We start from the raw sequence: 15,056 nt of genomic DNA on the forward strand, positions 1-15,056 counted from the left end.
ACCGTTAAGGTCTGCATATATATTTAGCCTTCTACTTTATTTACTGCTCAGTTCACTGACTATCTGAGCGCGGTTTACTTCCCGCTGCGACGCGTCTTTAAGGTTTTTAAGCGTCACAACACCCTTTTCAATTTCATTTCCGCCAAGTATGCAGGCAAATTCCGCAACTGAAGCTGCCGTTTTCATCTGTGCTTTCATACTGCGGCAGTTATAGTCCATATCTGCCGAAACTCCCGCAGCGCGAAGCTCATGCACAAGTTTAACAGCCTCCATGCGGCATTCTTTGTCCGCGTAAACAACGTAAGCCTGAGTTGACGGTGCCTCTCCGAAACTGCAGCCCTGTGCCTCCATTGTCAGAATAACGCGGTCAATACCCGCCGCGAAGCCAATTCCGGGCACATGAGGCCCTCCTATGGACTCCGCCAGATTATCGTAACGTCCGCCGCCGCACACTGCATTCTGTGCGCCGAGATCGCCCGACTGGATTTCAAAAGCCGTCTTCGTGTAATAGTCAAGACCGCGTACAAGACGCTTGTCAAGCACGGTAACCGCGCCTATTTTTTCAAGCCCTTCGCGCACCGCGTCAAAATGCGCCCTGCATTCGTCGCAGAGGCAGTCAAGAATTGACGGCGCATTCTCCGTAATCTCCTTGTCCGCAGGATTTTTGCAGTCAAGAATTCTCAGCGGATTTCTGTCAAAGCGGCTTTGGCATGACTCGCAAAGCTCGCCGAGATGCGGACGGAGATAATCCTGCAAAGCTTTCCTGTATATCGGCCGGCATTTCGGGCAGCCGACCGAATTAAGGACAACCTGAAGATTTTTTAAGCCAAGTCGGCGGAAAAGCTCCATCGCATAGTCTATTATCTCTATATCCAGTGCAGGATCCTGAGAGCCGATAGCCTCAACGTCCATCTGTACAAACTGACGATAGCGCCCCTTCTGCGGACGCTCATAGCGGAACATGGGACCAAGTCCCCACATTTTCACGGGCTGAGGCCCGTTTTTCATATTGTGTTCAAGATAGGAACGCATCATTGAAGCCGTCATTTCAGGGCGCAGAGTAACGCTTCTTCCGCCTCTGTCAATGAACGTGTACATTTCCTTTTCCACAACATCGGTAGTCTCGCCTACGCCGCGGCTGAACAGCTCCGTATGCTCAAAAATCGGCAACTGCACCTTGCCGTAGCCGAAATCCTGCGCCACCTCCGCAGAAACCTTTGCCACGTATTCCCATTTCCATGCCGCTTCACCGAGAACGTCCTGTGTTCCCCGCGGCGCCCTGACTGCTTCCATGATGTCGCCCTCCGCCAGCTTCAAGCAATTTACAAATGAATATAATACTTTATTTTCCTCCGTCAGGCAAGAAAAAACCGCCTGCCGGGCGATTTTTTTCTTGATTTTTTTAATTTTTACGCAGAAACTCTGTCACAGCCGCAAACCGCGGTCTTTTTATATGGTTTCCTTGTATAAAAATCTCTCTTCGCAGACCTTACTGCCATTATATGCGCGGGCGTCGTCCACCCCGTCGATAATTTCAAGATGCATGGGCGGTGTCACGTACTTTGACAGCGCGGTAATATCCTGATTGCGCAGGCGCACGCAGCCGTGCGTAATCCTTCTGCCTATGGAGCGCGGCGAGCCTGTGCCGTGAATGGCTATCTGCCAGTTGTTGTAAAAAGAAATCAGCTTCGCGCCGTATGCGGGATAGGGTTCTCCCTCTTCATTAAACCATTTCGGGTCATAAAGGATTTTGGAGGCGTCCTGAACAACGCGCCAAATCTTGTAGGTGCCGGTGGGAGTAATAAAATCAAAACGGCTTGTCTTCTTAAAGCCGGCGCCCCTTCCGCACGCTATCGGATAAGAAACCACCGTATCGGTTCCCTTGTAAAGCGTCAGCGTCATCCGCCCTTTATTGACGCGTATCCAGTACTCGTTTGCCTTCGGCTGCCAGTTGGTCTGCCGCGCGGCGGACGCCTGCGCCGCAAATAAACTTATACAGGCAGCGGCAAGAAGCACAACAGCAAAAATCTTCCTCATGTTGAACTCATCTCTTAAACGCAAAATTTCTGACATGAATTATATAACGAATTGCAGAAAATATGACATGAAATTTGCCAAAACAAAATTATTTCTTCGCCGTTAAATAAAACTGTACTGAAGAAAACTCCCCGCAGTTTGTTTATCAATATCCATACGGGGTATGTGAGACAGAGAAAAGCAATTAAGAATGAACAATGAAAAATTAAGAATGAAGAACAAGCTAAAAGCTAAAGTCAAAAGCCTTAAAGGTTCTAAAACTTAACGCTTAAAGCTTATAGCTTACAGCTAACCAAGTGCGCCTTTGACGGGTTTAATTCTTCATTATTCATTCTGCATTATTCATTGTATTTCAGTAATTGTTTCTTTTTGTAATTGTATTTTATAGTAATTGGTTTTTACCGTAATTGCTTTTTGGTCTTATTTTAGTCCCGCGACTCTCCTCGCATACGCCATTTTCAGGAAACCGACTGTCAGCGCAAGCGAGGCAATTTCAGCGATGGCAAATGCCCACCAGACTGCGTTCAGCCCATAAAGCAGCGAGAGAATAAAGGCTGACGGAAGCAGGAATACAAGCTGGCGCGTGATTGAGTTTATCATGCTCATCCACGCGTCGCCGAGCGCCTGAAAAAATCCCCCGATTACTATGCAGGCTCCGGCAAGCGGAAAATGTATTCCTATTTTGCGGAGGGCAATCGTCCCTATTGCAAGCATGTTGTCGGACGCGGCAAACATTTTCAGAAGCTGCGGCGCGGCAAATTCAAAGAGCAGAAGTCCGCAGAACATTACGCTTACCGCGGTGCAGACTGCAAGTTTGAGCGTGCGGAGCATTCTTTCAGGTTTCCGCGCGCCGTAGTTGTAGGCTATTATCGGTATCATTCCCTGATTGAGCCCGAATATCGGCATGAATATAAAGCTCTGCAGTTTGAAATATACGCCGAGAACTGCCGCCGCCGTTGATGAGTAGGCAAGCAGGATTTTGTTGAAGCCGAAGACCATGAACGAGCCTATTGAGCACATTACGGAGACGGGGATGCCGACCGCGTATATTGATTTAATCGTCGGCACGTCGGGATGAAAATATTTTAAGCTGAAGTTTATTTCCCTGTTTTTCGTCAGGTTGAAATAAATTGCTATCCCCATTTGCAGTGCCTGTCCCATAACGGTTGCCAGAGCAGCGCCTTTTATTCCCATTGCGGGACAGCCGAAAAGCCCGAATATCATTATGGGGTCAAAAATCATGTTGACAATGGAGCCGCCTGCCTGTGCAAGCATCGAGTAAAAACTCTTTCCCGTTGAAATAAGCAGTCTTTCAAAGGTGATGGCGCCGGCAGGAAACACCGCAAAAAGCAGAAGAATTGTGGTGTAATCAACGCCGAGTTCAGTAATCGCGCTCTGCCCGAGCTGTGTTTCGTAGAAAAAGCGCGTGCAGGTCAGTGCCGTCACAAAGGCAATCACTCCGGTAAGCAGCCACGTCAAAATTCCGTTGCCTGCCGCAAAATTGACCGCGCGCTGATTTTTCTCGCCGAGCCGCTTTGACAGCAGCGCGTTAATACCTGAGGCTGTGCCTATCGAAATCGCGTGAAAAACGTTCAGTATCGGGAACGCAAGCGAAACGGCTGTCAGCGCGTCTTCGCTTAGCCTCGCGACAAAGAGGCTGTCAACAACGTTGTACAGCGCCTGAACGCACATTGAAAACATTATGGGAAGAGAAAGCCTCAATAAAAGGCTTCCTTCCGGCATATAGCCCATTCTGTTTTCCTGCATTGCCGCTTCGGTCATGATTTACGCGCCTGCCCGTGAAACGTTTGTTTTATATTCTACCACTTTGCCGGCAAATTAACGCTTTTGCAACTCAGCCAGCAGTTTTTCACATTCTTTTTTTGCCGCTGACGTCTTTCCGCCGTCAATTTCAAAGGAAACCGTCAGCCAGTCCCCTTCTTTTGCGGTTTTGGGAAGCAGTTTCGCAGGCAGGACAAATTCTTCGTCCTTGAATATCAGCCGCGCTTTGCTTCCGTTAATTGAATCGAGAAAAATTTTATTCACCTGAAACCACCTGTTTTTCGTTGTATTTTATCCGGCGTCCGTCAGTTGCGAGGCATACGGTACCGTCAACGGTATCAAACCGTATCAGGTTAAAGGCTTTTACCGCCTTTACCGCTTCTTTGTGCGGATGTCCGTACCCGTTTCCCGCACCGTAGCTGAACGTTATGATTTTCGGACGGACACGGTTCAGCAGCCATTTGTTTGTTCCGTCCCTGCTTCCGTGATGCGCGGCTTTAAGCACCGCTGCACGCGGAATGTTGAACGTATCGCGTTCAGGACGCTCCATGTCGCCCGTCATAAGAAAACTTACGTCACCGTACGCAACAAGCATTACTATGCTGTTGTTGTTTGCGTCGCTGTTCGTGCCTTTGAGAATCCGAACAGGCGCAAGAACCTTGACAGAGACGTTTCCGAAGTTCCTGACGTGACCGGCAGTCGGCACTTTGAACGCAATTTTTTTGTCCGCTTTTATTGCGCCGTACAAATCTTTCTGATATTTTGAGCCTGATACGTATCCGCTGTCCCACACTTCTTTGACGTTAAAATTTCTAATTATTTTGCAGGCAGAGCCTATGTGGTCGGAGTGCGGGTGCGTGGCGACGAAAAGGTCTATCTGCTTTACGCCGTGTTCTTTGAGAAATGCTTTTATCGCGCCGTAGCTTTTCGGGGTGCCCGCATCAATCATCATGTTCTGCCCGTCAGGGAATGCAAAAAACGTGCAGTCGCCCTGCCCGACGCTGACAGCGTAGTAACGCAGCATGTCCGCGCTGCCGATTTCAGCCGTTTTGTTTTTTCCGAGGCTCTGGCTCTGAATAAAAAGGAAAAACGCCGCCGTCATGAGAAACAGGCACAAAATATTTCTGCTTTTTCTTCTTTCTGCCACTTGTATCCCTCCTCAAAGGGTTTATACTATCTGCGGGTGATGAATATGCTGTTCGGCTTTAAACTGATTCTTCCGCTTATGCTGTTAATTATAATCGGAAATCTGCTTTACAGATACAATTTTTTATCTGACGAAGGAGTTCAGACTTTAACAAAGCTTCTCTACTGGGTTGTGCTTCCCGCGCTGCTTTTTTGGACAAGCTTCGTTTCAGGGCATGAGATTTTAAGCAACGGCAGCCTGTTTCGGGCAGCAACTTTTGCCTATCTGACAACCGCAGTTGTTTCGTGGCTTACCTCTTCCCTGATTTTTCACAGGGGGGAACCCCGAAAAATTGCGGCTTCGATTATGGCTTCCATACGCGCGAACAATCTGTACGTGGGCTTTCCCGTTGTTCTGATGGCGCTCGGGGAGGCAGGCATTCAGCAGGCGTCTGTTTATATCGCCGTAACTGTTATGTCTTTCCACATAATTTCAATATCCGGCGCGGAGTTTGCAATGCGGGGACGTCTTTCCGCAGAGAACGTCAAAAAAATTCTTTTCAGTTTGCTGAAAAATCCTCTCGTGCTTTCCTGCGCCGCCGGCATTGCTTATTCAATGACCGGTCTTACGGTTTGGACTCCGCTTGAGCGGGCAGTAAAAATGCTCGGCGATTCGGCAACAGCAATCGCGCTGCTTGCTCTCGGCGCTTCGCTGAAGCTCGACAGTCTTGAAAATACGCTGAAGCTTTTCTCGGAAACGTGGGGCGACAGTCTGCTGCGTTTCGTGCTGGCGCCGTCGGTCATGCTGTTTTTCACGCGGCTGTTTAACGTTTCTCCGCTGCTTTCAACCGTTACCGTGCTTCTGACTTCAATGCCGGCGGCAGTTAATTGTTTCGTGCTGGCAAAGGGAATGGGCATGGACGAAAAATACACGGCAAAGGTCGTCGCTTCAACAACGGTTTTTGCAATGCTCGCGATACCCGTATGGGTAATGCTTTTAGGTCTGGGGAAATAGAAATGGAAAACGAAAAAAAATATGATTTCAAAACACTTGCCGAGCTGTGGCTTGTCTTTTTCAAGATAGGAGCCGTCACTTTCGGCGGAGGTATGGCGATGCTTCCGATACTCGACCGCGAACTGGTCGTAAAAAGAAACTGGACAACCTCGGAAGAACTGCTTGATTACTTCACGCTCAGCCAGTCTCTGCCGGGGCTTATTGCCGCAAATGTTTCGATTTTCCTGGGCTACAGACGCGCAGGCAAAATAGGCGGCATTGTTGCGCCTCTTGCGACAATAACTCCTTCAGTGATTGTGATTACGATTATTGCCGCCTGTCTTGAAAATTTCAGCAGTATTCCCATTATCCAGAAAGCACTTTCGGGTATCAACGTCGGTGTTGCGGCAATGCTTACCTACACGGTTGTCAATTTCGGCAAAAAGACTGTCAAGGACTTTTTCGGCATTCTGCTTGCCGCCTCCGCTTTTGTCATGCTGTTCTTCTTTAAGGTGAACACTCTTTGGATTATTCTGTTCGGTACACTTGCCGGTATTGTTTACACGTGCTGCCGCGGCGGATGGAAGGAGCTGATACGCTGATGTCTCTTTGGGCGCTTTTTTGGGTTTTTGCTTACGTAGGACTTCTCACAATAGGAGGCGGGCTTGTCGCAATCCCTATTATGCAGCAGGAAATTATCGCAAAACGCGGACTGATTTCGCTGCATGAATTCATCAACATGATTGCAGTTTCAGAGTCTACGCCCGGGCCTATGGGAATAAACATGGCGACCTACATAGGCTATAAACTTCACGGCATATTCGGCGCGCTGGTGACAAGTATAGGAACAGTATTTCCTTCGGTCATTATCGCCCTGACTATCGCAATCTATTTCAGCCGTTTTCAGGATAAACCGCTTGTCAAGGCATGTTTTAAAGGACTCCGCCCCGCAGTCACGGGCATGATAGGCGTTGCGGCTGCCCAGATTTTTATCTATTCACTGCTCAGCACCGAAAAATTCGGACTCACTCACCGGCTCTGCGATCTGTTTTACTGGAAAAACGCCGTATTCTATCTGCTTGCTGTTTTCGGACTTTTCAAATTAAAAATGCATCCTGTGCTTGCGATAGTTTTCGGGGCTGTTTTCGGGATACTGTTTCTTTAGAGCAGATAACAAAAAATCCCTGCATACGCAGGGATTTTTATTTTTAAATCAGCCTTATTTTGCAGGTGCGGGCGCCGGAACTGGCTGTGCAGGTGCCGGAGCTGGCTGTGCAGGTGCGGGCTGCTGCGGAGCAGGCGCGGGTACAGGCTGTGCTGCCTGTTTCTTTTTGCCGATTCCGAAAAACGGAGCAGGTTTGCGGACTATGAATTCATAGTTCCAAACGCCGCGGCGGTCTGCTGCCCAGCGGGCGTTGACGATCTCCCATTTTTCAGCTTTGATCTGCTGAAGCGTAACAACCGCGTTTTCGGAGAACATTACCGCGTAGTCGTATTTTCTGCAGCTTCCGATCCAGCTGCAAAGCAGAACAAGAGCAATAATGGCAGTTGATACGGCTATTACCAGTTTGCATATACAGGTGTCTTTAAGTTTCTCGAGCATCATTCTGCCTCCCTTCCACAAGTATGTTTGCGCAGCTTCTTTATGCACGGGAGTTATTCTATCACACATATAACCCAAATGCACAAATTACTTAAGCAAATCTTCCATTTCTTCAACAGTCTTTTCAAACTGTTTTATAACAGCTTTGACAGGCTCAGCGCTGTTCATGTCAGCGCCGGCGGCTTTAAGAAGCTCTATCGGGTAATTGCTTCCGCCCTCCGTAAGGAATTTCAGATAGCGTTCGCGCGCCGCGCTTCCTTCGTTCAGTATTGCATAAGCCAGCGCTGTTGCCGCCGAATAGCCTGTCGCATACTGATAGACGTAGAACGGCGTGTAGAAATGCGGTATTCTCGCCCATTCCATTTTGAGCTGTTCGTCTATGATTATTTCAGATCCGTAATATTTTCTGTTAAGCTCGTACCAAAACTGCTGCAAAGCGTCAGGCGTTGTGTCGCCGCATTCCGCAGCGCGTTTGTGCACTTCGCGTTCAAACGAAGCAAACATCGTCTGGCGGTAGACTGTAGTGCGTATATTTTCCAGTCTTCTGTTGAGAAGGAAAAGCTTCTTGCGCCGGCTCTTCGTTTCCGCAATAAGATGATCGAGCAGCAGCACCTCGTTCGTAGTGGAAGCCACCTCAGCGGTGAATATGCAGTAATCGGCAGTCGGATAGGGCTGCGTTTTGTGCGAATAGAAGCTGTGCATTGAATGTCCCATCTCGTGGACAAGAGTTGAGACGTCGTTCAGGCTGTTCGTGTGATTAAGGAAAAGGTACGGATGTGTCCCGTAGCTTCCCCAGGAATATGCCCCGCTGCGCTTGCCTTTGTTCGGGAAAACGTCTGCCCAGCCTTCATCAAGCCCCTGCCTCACCTGAGCCAGATAGGCTTCGCCGAGCGGCTGCAGCGCGTCAAACATCATTTCCTTCGCTTCGCTCCATGAAATTTCGCCGAACGGGTCTGCAAGCAGCGGCGTGTACAAATCATACATGTGAAGTTCTTTGAGCCTGAGCTTCTTTTTGCGCAGCTGCATGTAACGGTACATCGGCTGCAGACTGCTTTCCACCGTGTCAACGAGACAGTCGTAGACGCTGACGGGGACGTTGTTTGCGTCAAGCGCCGCTTCCAGCGGCGAAGAATAGTTTCTTACTTCCGCATAAAATTTTGCCGCTTTCAGCATTCCGTTAAAGGTTGCGCCGAGCGTGTTTTTCATTTCACAGTACGGCTTGTAAAGCGAATTGAACGCCTGTCTGCGCACGCCGCGGTTTCTCGAACGCAGGAAAGCGACCGCGCGTTCCTCGGACATTTCAACCGTTTTGCCCGACTCGTTTTTCACGGGGTCAAATTTCATATCCGCGTTTGTAAGCATGGAAAAAGCGTTGTCCGCCGTGTCGGCGAAATCGCCCGTGCGCGCCAGTATGCTCTCCTCTTTTGCCGACAGCACGTGTTTTTTCTGCCTGAGCAGCTCTTTGAGGCTGAAGGCGTAATCTTTCAGTCTTTTGTCCGCTGCAAACTGTTTCAGCGTTTTTTCAGGCAGAGAAAGCAGTTCCGGCGTGACAAAGCTCAAAGCCGCTCCGTACTGCACGGAAAGCGCGGATATTTTGTTCACGGGAGCCTGACAGGCGGAATCCGCCGTATCTTCATGGCTGCGCATGTTTGCGTAGACAATAAGCCTGCCGAGAGTAATTTCAGTTTTGTCGCGCTCGGCAAAAAATTTCGCAAGGTTTTCAACGGAGTCAAGCCTGCCTGAAAAGCTGCCCAGCACAGGTATTGCCTTTCTGACTGCTTCACAGTCCTTTTCCCACGCTTTCAAACCGTCGTAAATATCCTCAAGCTTCCAGCAATATTCCTTAGGTATATCTTCCCTTTTCGGAAGCACGCTGCCTCCGCCGAGCTTTAATTCAAGTTTTGCGTTGGATTTTTCTTTCACGTTACAGGCACCTCTTTAATCTACCAGTTTAAAACTTACGGGCACTCTTGCCCTGACGCTTCCGCTGTTTGAAAATTTCCATCCTGAAACGGCACGCTTTGCCGCTTCGTCAAGCCTCGGATAACCGCTCGATTTTTCAACTCCGCACTCCATTACGGCATCGTTGACGACCTTTATAAGCAGAACCACCGTTCCCTCTTCCCTTCTTTTTCTGGAAAAAGAGGGGTACACGGGCAAAATCTTTTTGGTTATTACAAGCGCGTCAACGTCCAAAATACCGCTCTGTCCGCCGTTTTCGTTTCCGCCTCCTGACGCGCCGGAATTTTCAGCGGCAGAAACGGAAGAGCCGCCATAATTTCCGCTGTCTGAAACGGGCGAAGCCTCAGCTTCCACCGGAGCGTAATCCGCGGTTTTGACAGGCTGTTCCTGCTTTAAGGCAGGTTTCTCCGGCTGTTTTGCCGTCTGCTTTTTTTCCTGAGACACGCTGTGTTCTTTGACAGCAGGGCTCTGCGCGGCCTTAATTTCGCGTCTTTCCACAAGGCGGACAACAACTTTGTCCCCGTGCTGCGCTGTGCGCTCAAAAGCAGGCAGACAGGCAAAAAGCAGCCCGTGAAGCAGAATGCTTCCGGCAGCTGCATACAGCCATTTTTTCTTTATTCCGCATACGGCAGCCACTATTTCTCCCCGTTCTGCATAAGCAGCCCTGCAGAAGAAACGCCCTCGCGCTTCAGCAGCGCAAGCACCTCTGCGACCCTGCCGTAATTTGCTGATTTGTCACCGGCGACAAGCACGTCTTTCAGCTGTGATTTGTGCGCCAGCCATGCAAGCTCCTGCATGGAGACGTTTTTTCCGTCCCACTGCACGCTCCCGTCGGCAAGCACCGAAACGGTAACCGCCGATTCAGCATTCGGCGCCGCTTCTCCCGTAGGCAGCTCAACGCTCAGCTTCCCGTTGACAAACGAAGAAGTCAGCACGAAAAATATAATCAGCATGAACATCATGTCTATAAGCGGCGTGATGTCAACGTCTGCCAGGCGTCTGCGTTTATTTCTCATTTGTCCGTATAATATGCTCCATAATTATAAAATCCGCGCCGCGGTTAAGCGTTTCTTCCTCGCTGTCGATACGCGAAACAAGCATTCCGTGAATAAAAATAAACGGAATAGCGGCAACAAGACCGGCAACGGTCGTGAACAAAGCCTTGTAAATGCCGCCCGTAACCGCTGCCCCAGTTATCTGTCCTCCGAGATTGAGGGAATGGAACATCTCCACCATACCCAAAACAGTGCCAAGAAGCCCAAGCAGCGGAGACAGTCTGGCAACAAGCTCAAGCAGCCACAAATGCTTTTCCCAGCGGTAAATTTCACGGCGCACCTGCTGTTCCACAAGCAGTTTTATTTCCTCATTGTCTATTTCCCAGTGCGTGTACGCCGCGAGGAAAACCCTGTGCAGAGAACTTTTCTTTTCACTCACGACACGGTACGCATTGTCCCTGTCGCACTTAAACATGGCTTCGCCGAACGCAAGCTCCAAAGCCTCCGCGTCTGTCGAATTTTCCCTGAAAAATATCAGCCGTTCAATGGTAACCGCCAAAGCAATAACGGACATTGCGAAAATAACCCACATAATATGTCCGCCCTGCTGCATATATTCGTACATGACATCTACCTCCGTTAGTCGTTGTTCGCTATATGATAGCTGCTTCGCTCAAATTACGAATGACGAATTATACCCCTGTACGGGGCACAAGCAAATGACGAATGAAAAACCACCAGGAACGCTCGTTTCACTCGCGTAACGCCGCTGGATGCTGCGCCTTCGCTGCACTTCGCGCAGCAAGACGAACTTTTTTGCTTTCAGCTTATTGTTTCCAGCTTTTTGCCTTTTGCTTAATGCTTATCGCTTATTGCTTATCGCTTTTAGCTTCTATCTTATTCTTTTCCATTCTTCATTATTCATTCTGCATTATTCATCGTATTTTGGTCACTGGTAATTATCTTTCCCTCACCAGCAGCCAAAGGAAGAACAATGACCCAGTAAAAGCCGTAAGAATTCCCACAGGCACCTCCGAAGGCGCCCAAAGCACTCTTGCCGCAGTATCGCAGAGCACCAGGAACGCGCCGCCGAAAAATACCGATGCCAAAGTCAGCGGTCTGTGTGCGCTGCCTGCAAAACGCCTGCAGATATGCGGCGAAAGCAAACCTATAAAACCAACAGGGCCGCATACGGAAACGTTGACTGCGATAACAAACGAAACTGCAAGGAAAAGCGCCCTGCGCAGCTTTCCGACGCTGACGCCCCTGCTTGCCGCAAGCTTCTCGCCGCAGACAAAAAGGTCAAGTTCAGGCGCGGCGTAAAATGCGGTGAAAACAATCAGAAGCAGTGCGGGAAGCGTTGTAAGAACCTGACTGAAACCGACGGTTTCAAGCCCGCCCATAGACCAGCGCAGCGCACGGAAAGAGTCTATGTAGCTTCCGCTGTACTGCATAATCATATTCAGGCTTGACAGCAAATAGCTGACCGCAATGCCTGCAAGCAGCAGCGAAGCGCTGCTCATGCTGTGCTTTTTCACGTTTCCCGCGGCATAAATCGCAAAAGTCGCAAGCAGCGAGCCTGCAAAAGCCGCCGCCGAAATTCCCGAAAATATTCCGAAAAGCGAAAACTCCGCTCCCAAACGTATATAGGTTACAGCGCCGAATGCGGCTCCGGAAGAAATTCCGAGCATATCCGGCGAAGCAAGGTCGTTTCTGAAAAGCGCCTGAAAAAGCATGCCGCAGACTGCAAGCGTCGCCCCCGTTATCCAGCCGAGCAAAACGCGGGGAACACGCAGCTCCCAGAATATTTTGCAAAGCATTGGACTGCTTCTGTGCAGAACGGCTGACGACGGAATATTTTCAACCCCGCAGAACGGCGCAAAAAGCAAAACAGCGGCAGAAAACAAAAACAGCAGGAAAAAAGCGCCCTTCTTCATATCAGAAGCCCCTCAGGAACAACGCAGGCAAGCTCATTTCCGTCCGTTTTGAAAAACGTGAAGCGCGTCTCGAAAAGCTGCTCCAAAATATTCTGTTCAAGCAGTTCTTCCCTGTTTCCGCTCCACAAAAGCGAGCCGTCCTTAACGGCAAAAATCTTGCCGGCGCAATGCAGCGCGAAATTAACGTCGTGCGTCACGCAGACCACCGTAATTCCCTGTTCCTTGTTGATTTTCTCGACAACAGCAAGCATTTCTTCCTGATATTTGTAATCCAGAAAGCTTGCAGGCTCGTCAAGAAACAGTATATCCGTTCCCTGCGCAAGGGCAGCCGCAAGCAGAGCCCTCTGCCGTTCTCCGCCGGAAAGCGTGTCCAGCTTCCTGTCTGCAAGCGAAACAACGTTCGCCGAAACAAGCGCACGTTCCACAGCTTCTTCGTCCTCCTTAACAGCCCCGCTGAAAGAGCTGTGCCACGGATAGCGTGAAAGCGCCACAAACTGACGCACGGTAAAAGGCAGCAGCTCAGAGCCCGACTGATGAAGCCATGCAATATGCCTTGCCGCTTCCCTGCTGCTCATGGAAGCAAGCGGCTTTCCCTCAAGCAGCACCTCGCCGCCGCAGCCTTTGACAAGCCCGCCGAGACAGGAAAGCAAACTGCTTTTTCCGGCGCCGTTTGGCCCTATTATGCAGACAAAAGCGCCCTTCTCCACAGAAAGGTCAAGACTGTTCAATATCTGCCTGTCCCCGATTTTCAGCGACAGATTTTTCGCTTCAATAACAGTCGTCATTCGTTTTGCTCCAACGATAATTACTAATTACCGGTTACCAAGCACCAATCACCAATTGTGGTGTCGGAGCAAGCCCTCCTCAATTGGTAGTTGGTAATTCGTAATTGGTAATTGTCTTTACTCTATTCCGCAGACGTTTCTCAAAACGCCTATTCCGTCTATTTCAACTTCAACAACGTCGCCGGGCTTGATTGCGCCTACGCCTTTCGGAGTGCCTGTTGCAATAACGTCGCCCTGCTCAAGCGTTGCAAAACGGCTGATGTGCGAAATAATCTGGGCAACGCTGAAAATCATCTGCTCAAGCACCGCTTCCTGAACAACCTTACCGTTCAGCCTCGTGCGGATTCCGGTATCAGCCGGCATCTCTTTCGCAAGCAGCAAAACAGGGCCAAAAGGCGCAAAGGTATCAAAAGACTTAGCCCTTGTCCACTGATTGTCGGACTTCTGAAGGTCACGCGCCGTAACGTCGTTCATAATCGAATAGCCGAGCACGTGGTCAAGCGCGTCCTCAACGGCGATATTCTTTCCGCCCTCGCCGATGACTACCGCAAGCTCGCCCTCGTAATCTATTCTGCCTGCCCAGGAAGGAATACGGATAAAATCCGAGGGGCCGCAAAGCGAATTCATAGTCTTCGTGAAAATTACAGGCTCCGCAGGGGCTTCAAAACTCATATCCTTAAACTCCGTAAGATGCTCCCTGTAATTCAGACCGACAGCCCAGATTTTCTTGGGAGTAAACGGCGCAAGAAACTTAACCCTGTCAATCGGGAAACTGATTCTTACGTCGTCCATCTTCGTGAAAGGGTCACCCTCGACGATATCCACCGACTCGCCGCGGATTCTGCCCGAATAATTGTGACCGTCCACCCAGAATCTGCAAAATTTTACGTTTTCTTCCGTCTTCATTTTACTCAAGGCTCCCGTCATCAGCCTATAACTTCTCCAAAACCTCAACAGCCCTGTCAAGCTGGCTGCCGTTATATTTTTCTATGTCGCCGGCATCGCAGAGCTGAGCTATGCGGGGATCCACAGGAATTTTTCCGAGCAGCTCAAAACCGTGCTTTGCGGCAGTCTCCTCAACCCTGCTCTCTCCGAAAATGCTGATTTTCTTTCCGCAGTCGGGGCACTCGATGTAGCTCATATTCTCAACAATTCCTAGCACGGGAATCTTCATAAGCTCCGCCATGCGCACAGCCTTCTCGACAATCAGGGAAACAAGATCCTGCGGCGAAGAAACGATAATAATTCCGTCAACCGGAAGCGACTGGAAAACAGTCAAAGGCACGTCTCCCGTCCCCGGAGGCATATCCACGAACATATAATCAACGCCCGTCCAGATAACGTCGCCCCAGAACTGCTTCACAACCTCGGCGATTGCGGGGCCTCTCCAGACAACGGGCGCCGCAGGGTCTTCCATAACAAGATTTATCGACATAAGCTGCACGCCGCTGCGGGAAACAACGGGAAGAATACCCTCGCCGTTTGACGAAGCCCTCTCGGAAATGCCGAACATCTTGGGAATTGAAGGGCCTGTAATATCCGCGTCAAGAATCGCGCACTCGCTGCCTCTGCGCTGAAGCGTTGAAGCAAGCAGCGAAGTTACAAGCGACTTGCCTACGCCGCCCTTGCCGCTGACGATACCGATAACCTTGCCCACGGTGCTTAAATTGTGCGCCGGAACGCTGAAATCAAACTTTTCTTTTCTGTCGCTGCAATTTTCAGAGCAACTTGAACAATCGTGAGAACAACCCATAACGTCACCTCATTAAAAAATATCTGTCCGCACATATTTTACAACAAATATTGCATATTTACTCCCCCAACGGCAGAAAAAAA

General features: G+C 49.7%; 17 protein-coding genes. 3 read left to right on the forward strand and 14 right to left on the reverse strand.

The window, feature by feature from the left end:
• Nucleotides 1–36 precede the first annotated feature (36 nt).
• The 5 genes from KBS54_05200 to KBS54_05220 form a co-directional block, all read right to left on the reverse strand.
• Nucleotides 37–1,293, reverse strand: coding sequence for a histidine--tRNA ligase (locus tag KBS54_05200; GenBank protein MBQ0055519.1), 1,257 nt, complete (start codon nt 1,291–1,293; stop codon nt 37–39).
• 156 nt (nt 1,294–1,449) lie between these two features.
• The gene (locus KBS54_05205; protein ID MBQ0055520.1) at nt 1,450–2,037 is read right to left on the reverse strand and encodes a L,D-transpeptidase; all 588 of its coding nucleotides are present in this window, start codon (nt 2,035–2,037) and stop codon (nt 1,450–1,452) included.
• Nucleotides 2,038–2,457: 420 nt separating this feature from the next.
• Complete coding sequence (locus KBS54_05210; protein ID MBQ0055521.1) at nt 2,458–3,804, reverse strand: MATE family efflux transporter; 1,347 nt, start codon at nt 3,802–3,804, stop codon at nt 2,458–2,460.
• A 72-nt stretch (nt 3,805–3,876) separates the two neighbouring features.
• Nucleotides 3,877–4,083, reverse strand: coding sequence for a DUF3006 domain-containing protein (locus KBS54_05215; GenBank protein MBQ0055522.1), 207 nt, complete (start codon nt 4,081–4,083; stop codon nt 3,877–3,879).
• Nucleotides 4,076–4,966 carry an MBL fold metallo-hydrolase gene (locus KBS54_05220; protein MBQ0055523.1) on the reverse strand — a complete coding sequence of 297 codons (891 nt, stop codon included), beginning with the start codon at nt 4,964–4,966 and terminating at the stop codon, nt 4,076–4,078. The genes KBS54_05215 and KBS54_05220 overlap by 8 nt, the downstream gene beginning before the upstream one ends.
• Nucleotides 4,967–5,044: 78 nt before the next feature.
• Here KBS54_05220 and KBS54_05225 point away from each other — a divergent pair, with 78 nt between their 5' ends.
• The 3 genes from KBS54_05225 to KBS54_05235 are packed head-to-tail and all read left to right on the forward strand — an operon-like array spanning nt 5,045 to nt 7,103.
• A complete protein-coding gene (locus tag KBS54_05225; protein ID MBQ0055524.1) occupies nt 5,045–5,959 on the forward strand; it encodes an AEC family transporter in 915 nt (304 codons plus the stop codon).
• A 2-nt stretch (nt 5,960–5,961) separates the two neighbouring features.
• Nucleotides 5,962–6,540, forward strand: a complete 579-nt coding sequence (locus KBS54_05230) for a chromate transporter (protein ID MBQ0055525.1) — start codon at nt 5,962–5,964, stop codon at nt 6,538–6,540.
• The gene (locus KBS54_05235) at nt 6,519–7,103 is read left to right on the forward strand and encodes a chromate transporter (GenBank protein ID MBQ0055526.1); all 585 of its coding nucleotides are present in this window, start codon (nt 6,519–6,521) and stop codon (nt 7,101–7,103) included. The genes KBS54_05230 and KBS54_05235 overlap by 22 nt, the downstream gene beginning before the upstream one ends.
• A gap of 54 nt (nt 7,104–7,157) precedes the next feature.
• Here KBS54_05235 and KBS54_05240 read toward each other — a convergent pair whose 3' ends face one another.
• The 9 genes from KBS54_05240 to KBS54_05280 all read right to left on the reverse strand — a co-directional run bounded on the left by KBS54_05240 (nt 7,158) and on the right by KBS54_05280 (nt 14,973).
• Complete coding sequence (locus tag KBS54_05240; protein MBQ0055527.1) at nt 7,158–7,541, reverse strand: hypothetical protein; 384 nt, start codon at nt 7,539–7,541, stop codon at nt 7,158–7,160.
• A gap of 87 nt (nt 7,542–7,628) precedes the next feature.
• Complete coding sequence (gene pepF / locus KBS54_05245) at nt 7,629–9,464, reverse strand: oligoendopeptidase F (protein ID MBQ0055528.1); 1,836 nt, start codon at nt 9,462–9,464, stop codon at nt 7,629–7,631.
• A 15-nt stretch (nt 9,465–9,479) separates the two neighbouring features.
• Complete coding sequence (locus tag KBS54_05250; protein ID MBQ0055529.1) at nt 9,480–10,139, reverse strand: energy transducer TonB; 660 nt, start codon at nt 10,137–10,139, stop codon at nt 9,480–9,482.
• On the reverse strand, nt 10,139–10,519 hold the full coding sequence (locus tag KBS54_05255) for a biopolymer transporter ExbD (protein MBQ0055530.1): 381 nt from the start codon (nt 10,517–10,519) through the stop codon (nt 10,139–10,141). Before KBS54_05255 ends, KBS54_05250 begins: the two co-directional genes overlap by 1 nt.
• Nucleotides 10,509–11,123: a MotA/TolQ/ExbB proton channel family protein gene (locus tag KBS54_05260; protein MBQ0055531.1), complete on the reverse strand. Its 615-nt coding sequence runs from the start codon at nt 11,121–11,123 to the stop codon at nt 10,509–10,511. The genes KBS54_05255 and KBS54_05260 overlap by 11 nt, the downstream gene beginning before the upstream one ends.
• 334 nt (nt 11,124–11,457) lie before the next feature.
• On the reverse strand, nt 11,458–12,435 hold the full coding sequence (locus tag KBS54_05265) for an iron ABC transporter permease (GenBank protein ID MBQ0055532.1): 978 nt from the start codon (nt 12,433–12,435) through the stop codon (nt 11,458–11,460).
• The gene (locus KBS54_05270) at nt 12,432–13,220 is read right to left on the reverse strand and encodes an ABC transporter ATP-binding protein (protein ID MBQ0055533.1); all 789 of its coding nucleotides are present in this window, start codon (nt 13,218–13,220) and stop codon (nt 12,432–12,434) included. The genes KBS54_05265 and KBS54_05270 overlap by 4 nt, the downstream gene beginning before the upstream one ends.
• Nucleotides 13,221–13,337: 117 nt before the next feature.
• Complete coding sequence (locus KBS54_05275) at nt 13,338–14,126, reverse strand: fumarylacetoacetate hydrolase family protein (GenBank protein ID MBQ0055534.1); 789 nt, start codon at nt 14,124–14,126, stop codon at nt 13,338–13,340.
• Between the two features lie 25 nt (nt 14,127–14,151).
• A complete protein-coding gene (locus tag KBS54_05280; GenBank protein MBQ0055535.1) occupies nt 14,152–14,973 on the reverse strand; it encodes an Mrp/NBP35 family ATP-binding protein in 822 nt (273 codons plus the stop codon).
• Nucleotides 14,974–15,056 lie beyond the last annotated feature (83 nt).

The organism is Candidatus Equadaptatus faecalis, assembly GCA_018065065.1.
In the GTDB taxonomy this organism is placed as follows: domain Bacteria; phylum Synergistota; class Synergistia; order Synergistales; family Synergistaceae; genus Equadaptatus; species Equadaptatus faecalis.

Excerpts from the sequence above, each read along its gene's own strand:
- KBS54_05225 (MBQ0055524.1), top strand. The coding sequence starts at position 5,045 with ATGCTGTTAATTATAATCGGAAATCTGCTTTACAGATACAATTTTTTA.
- KBS54_05255 (MBQ0055530.1), bottom strand. The coding sequence starts at position 10,519 with ATGAGAAATAAACGCAGACGCCTGGCAGACGTTGACATCACGCCGCTT.
- KBS54_05275 (MBQ0055534.1), bottom strand. The coding sequence starts at position 14,126 with ATGAAGACGGAAGAAAACGTAAAATTTTGCAGATTCTGGGTGGACGGT.
- KBS54_05280 (MBQ0055535.1), bottom strand. The coding sequence starts at position 14,973 with ATGGGTTGTTCTCACGATTGTTCAAGTTGCTCTGAAAATTGCAGCGAC.
- KBS54_05270 (MBQ0055533.1), bottom strand. The coding sequence starts at position 13,220 with ATGACGACTGTTATTGAAGCGAAAAATCTGTCGCTGAAAATCGGGGAC.
- KBS54_05260 (MBQ0055531.1), bottom strand. The coding sequence starts at position 11,123 with ATGTACGAATATATGCAGCAGGGCGGACATATTATGTGGGTTATTTTC.
- KBS54_05210 (MBQ0055521.1), bottom strand. The coding sequence starts at position 3,804 with ATGCAGGAAAACAGAATGGGCTATATGCCGGAAGGAAGCCTTTTATTG.
- KBS54_05240 (MBQ0055527.1), bottom strand. The coding sequence starts at position 7,541 with ATGCTCGAGAAACTTAAAGACACCTGTATATGCAAACTGGTAATAGCC.
- KBS54_05235 (MBQ0055526.1), top strand. The coding sequence starts at position 6,519 with ATGGAAGGAGCTGATACGCTGATGTCTCTTTGGGCGCTTTTTTGGGTT.
- KBS54_05200 (MBQ0055519.1), bottom strand. The coding sequence starts at position 1,293 with ATGGAAGCAGTCAGGGCGCCGCGGGGAACACAGGACGTTCTCGGTGAA.
- KBS54_05230 (MBQ0055525.1), top strand. The coding sequence starts at position 5,962 with ATGGAAAACGAAAAAAAATATGATTTCAAAACACTTGCCGAGCTGTGG.
- KBS54_05265 (MBQ0055532.1), bottom strand. The coding sequence starts at position 12,435 with ATGAAGAAGGGCGCTTTTTTCCTGCTGTTTTTGTTTTCTGCCGCTGTT.
- KBS54_05205 (MBQ0055520.1), bottom strand. The coding sequence starts at position 2,037 with ATGAGGAAGATTTTTGCTGTTGTGCTTCTTGCCGCTGCCTGTATAAGT.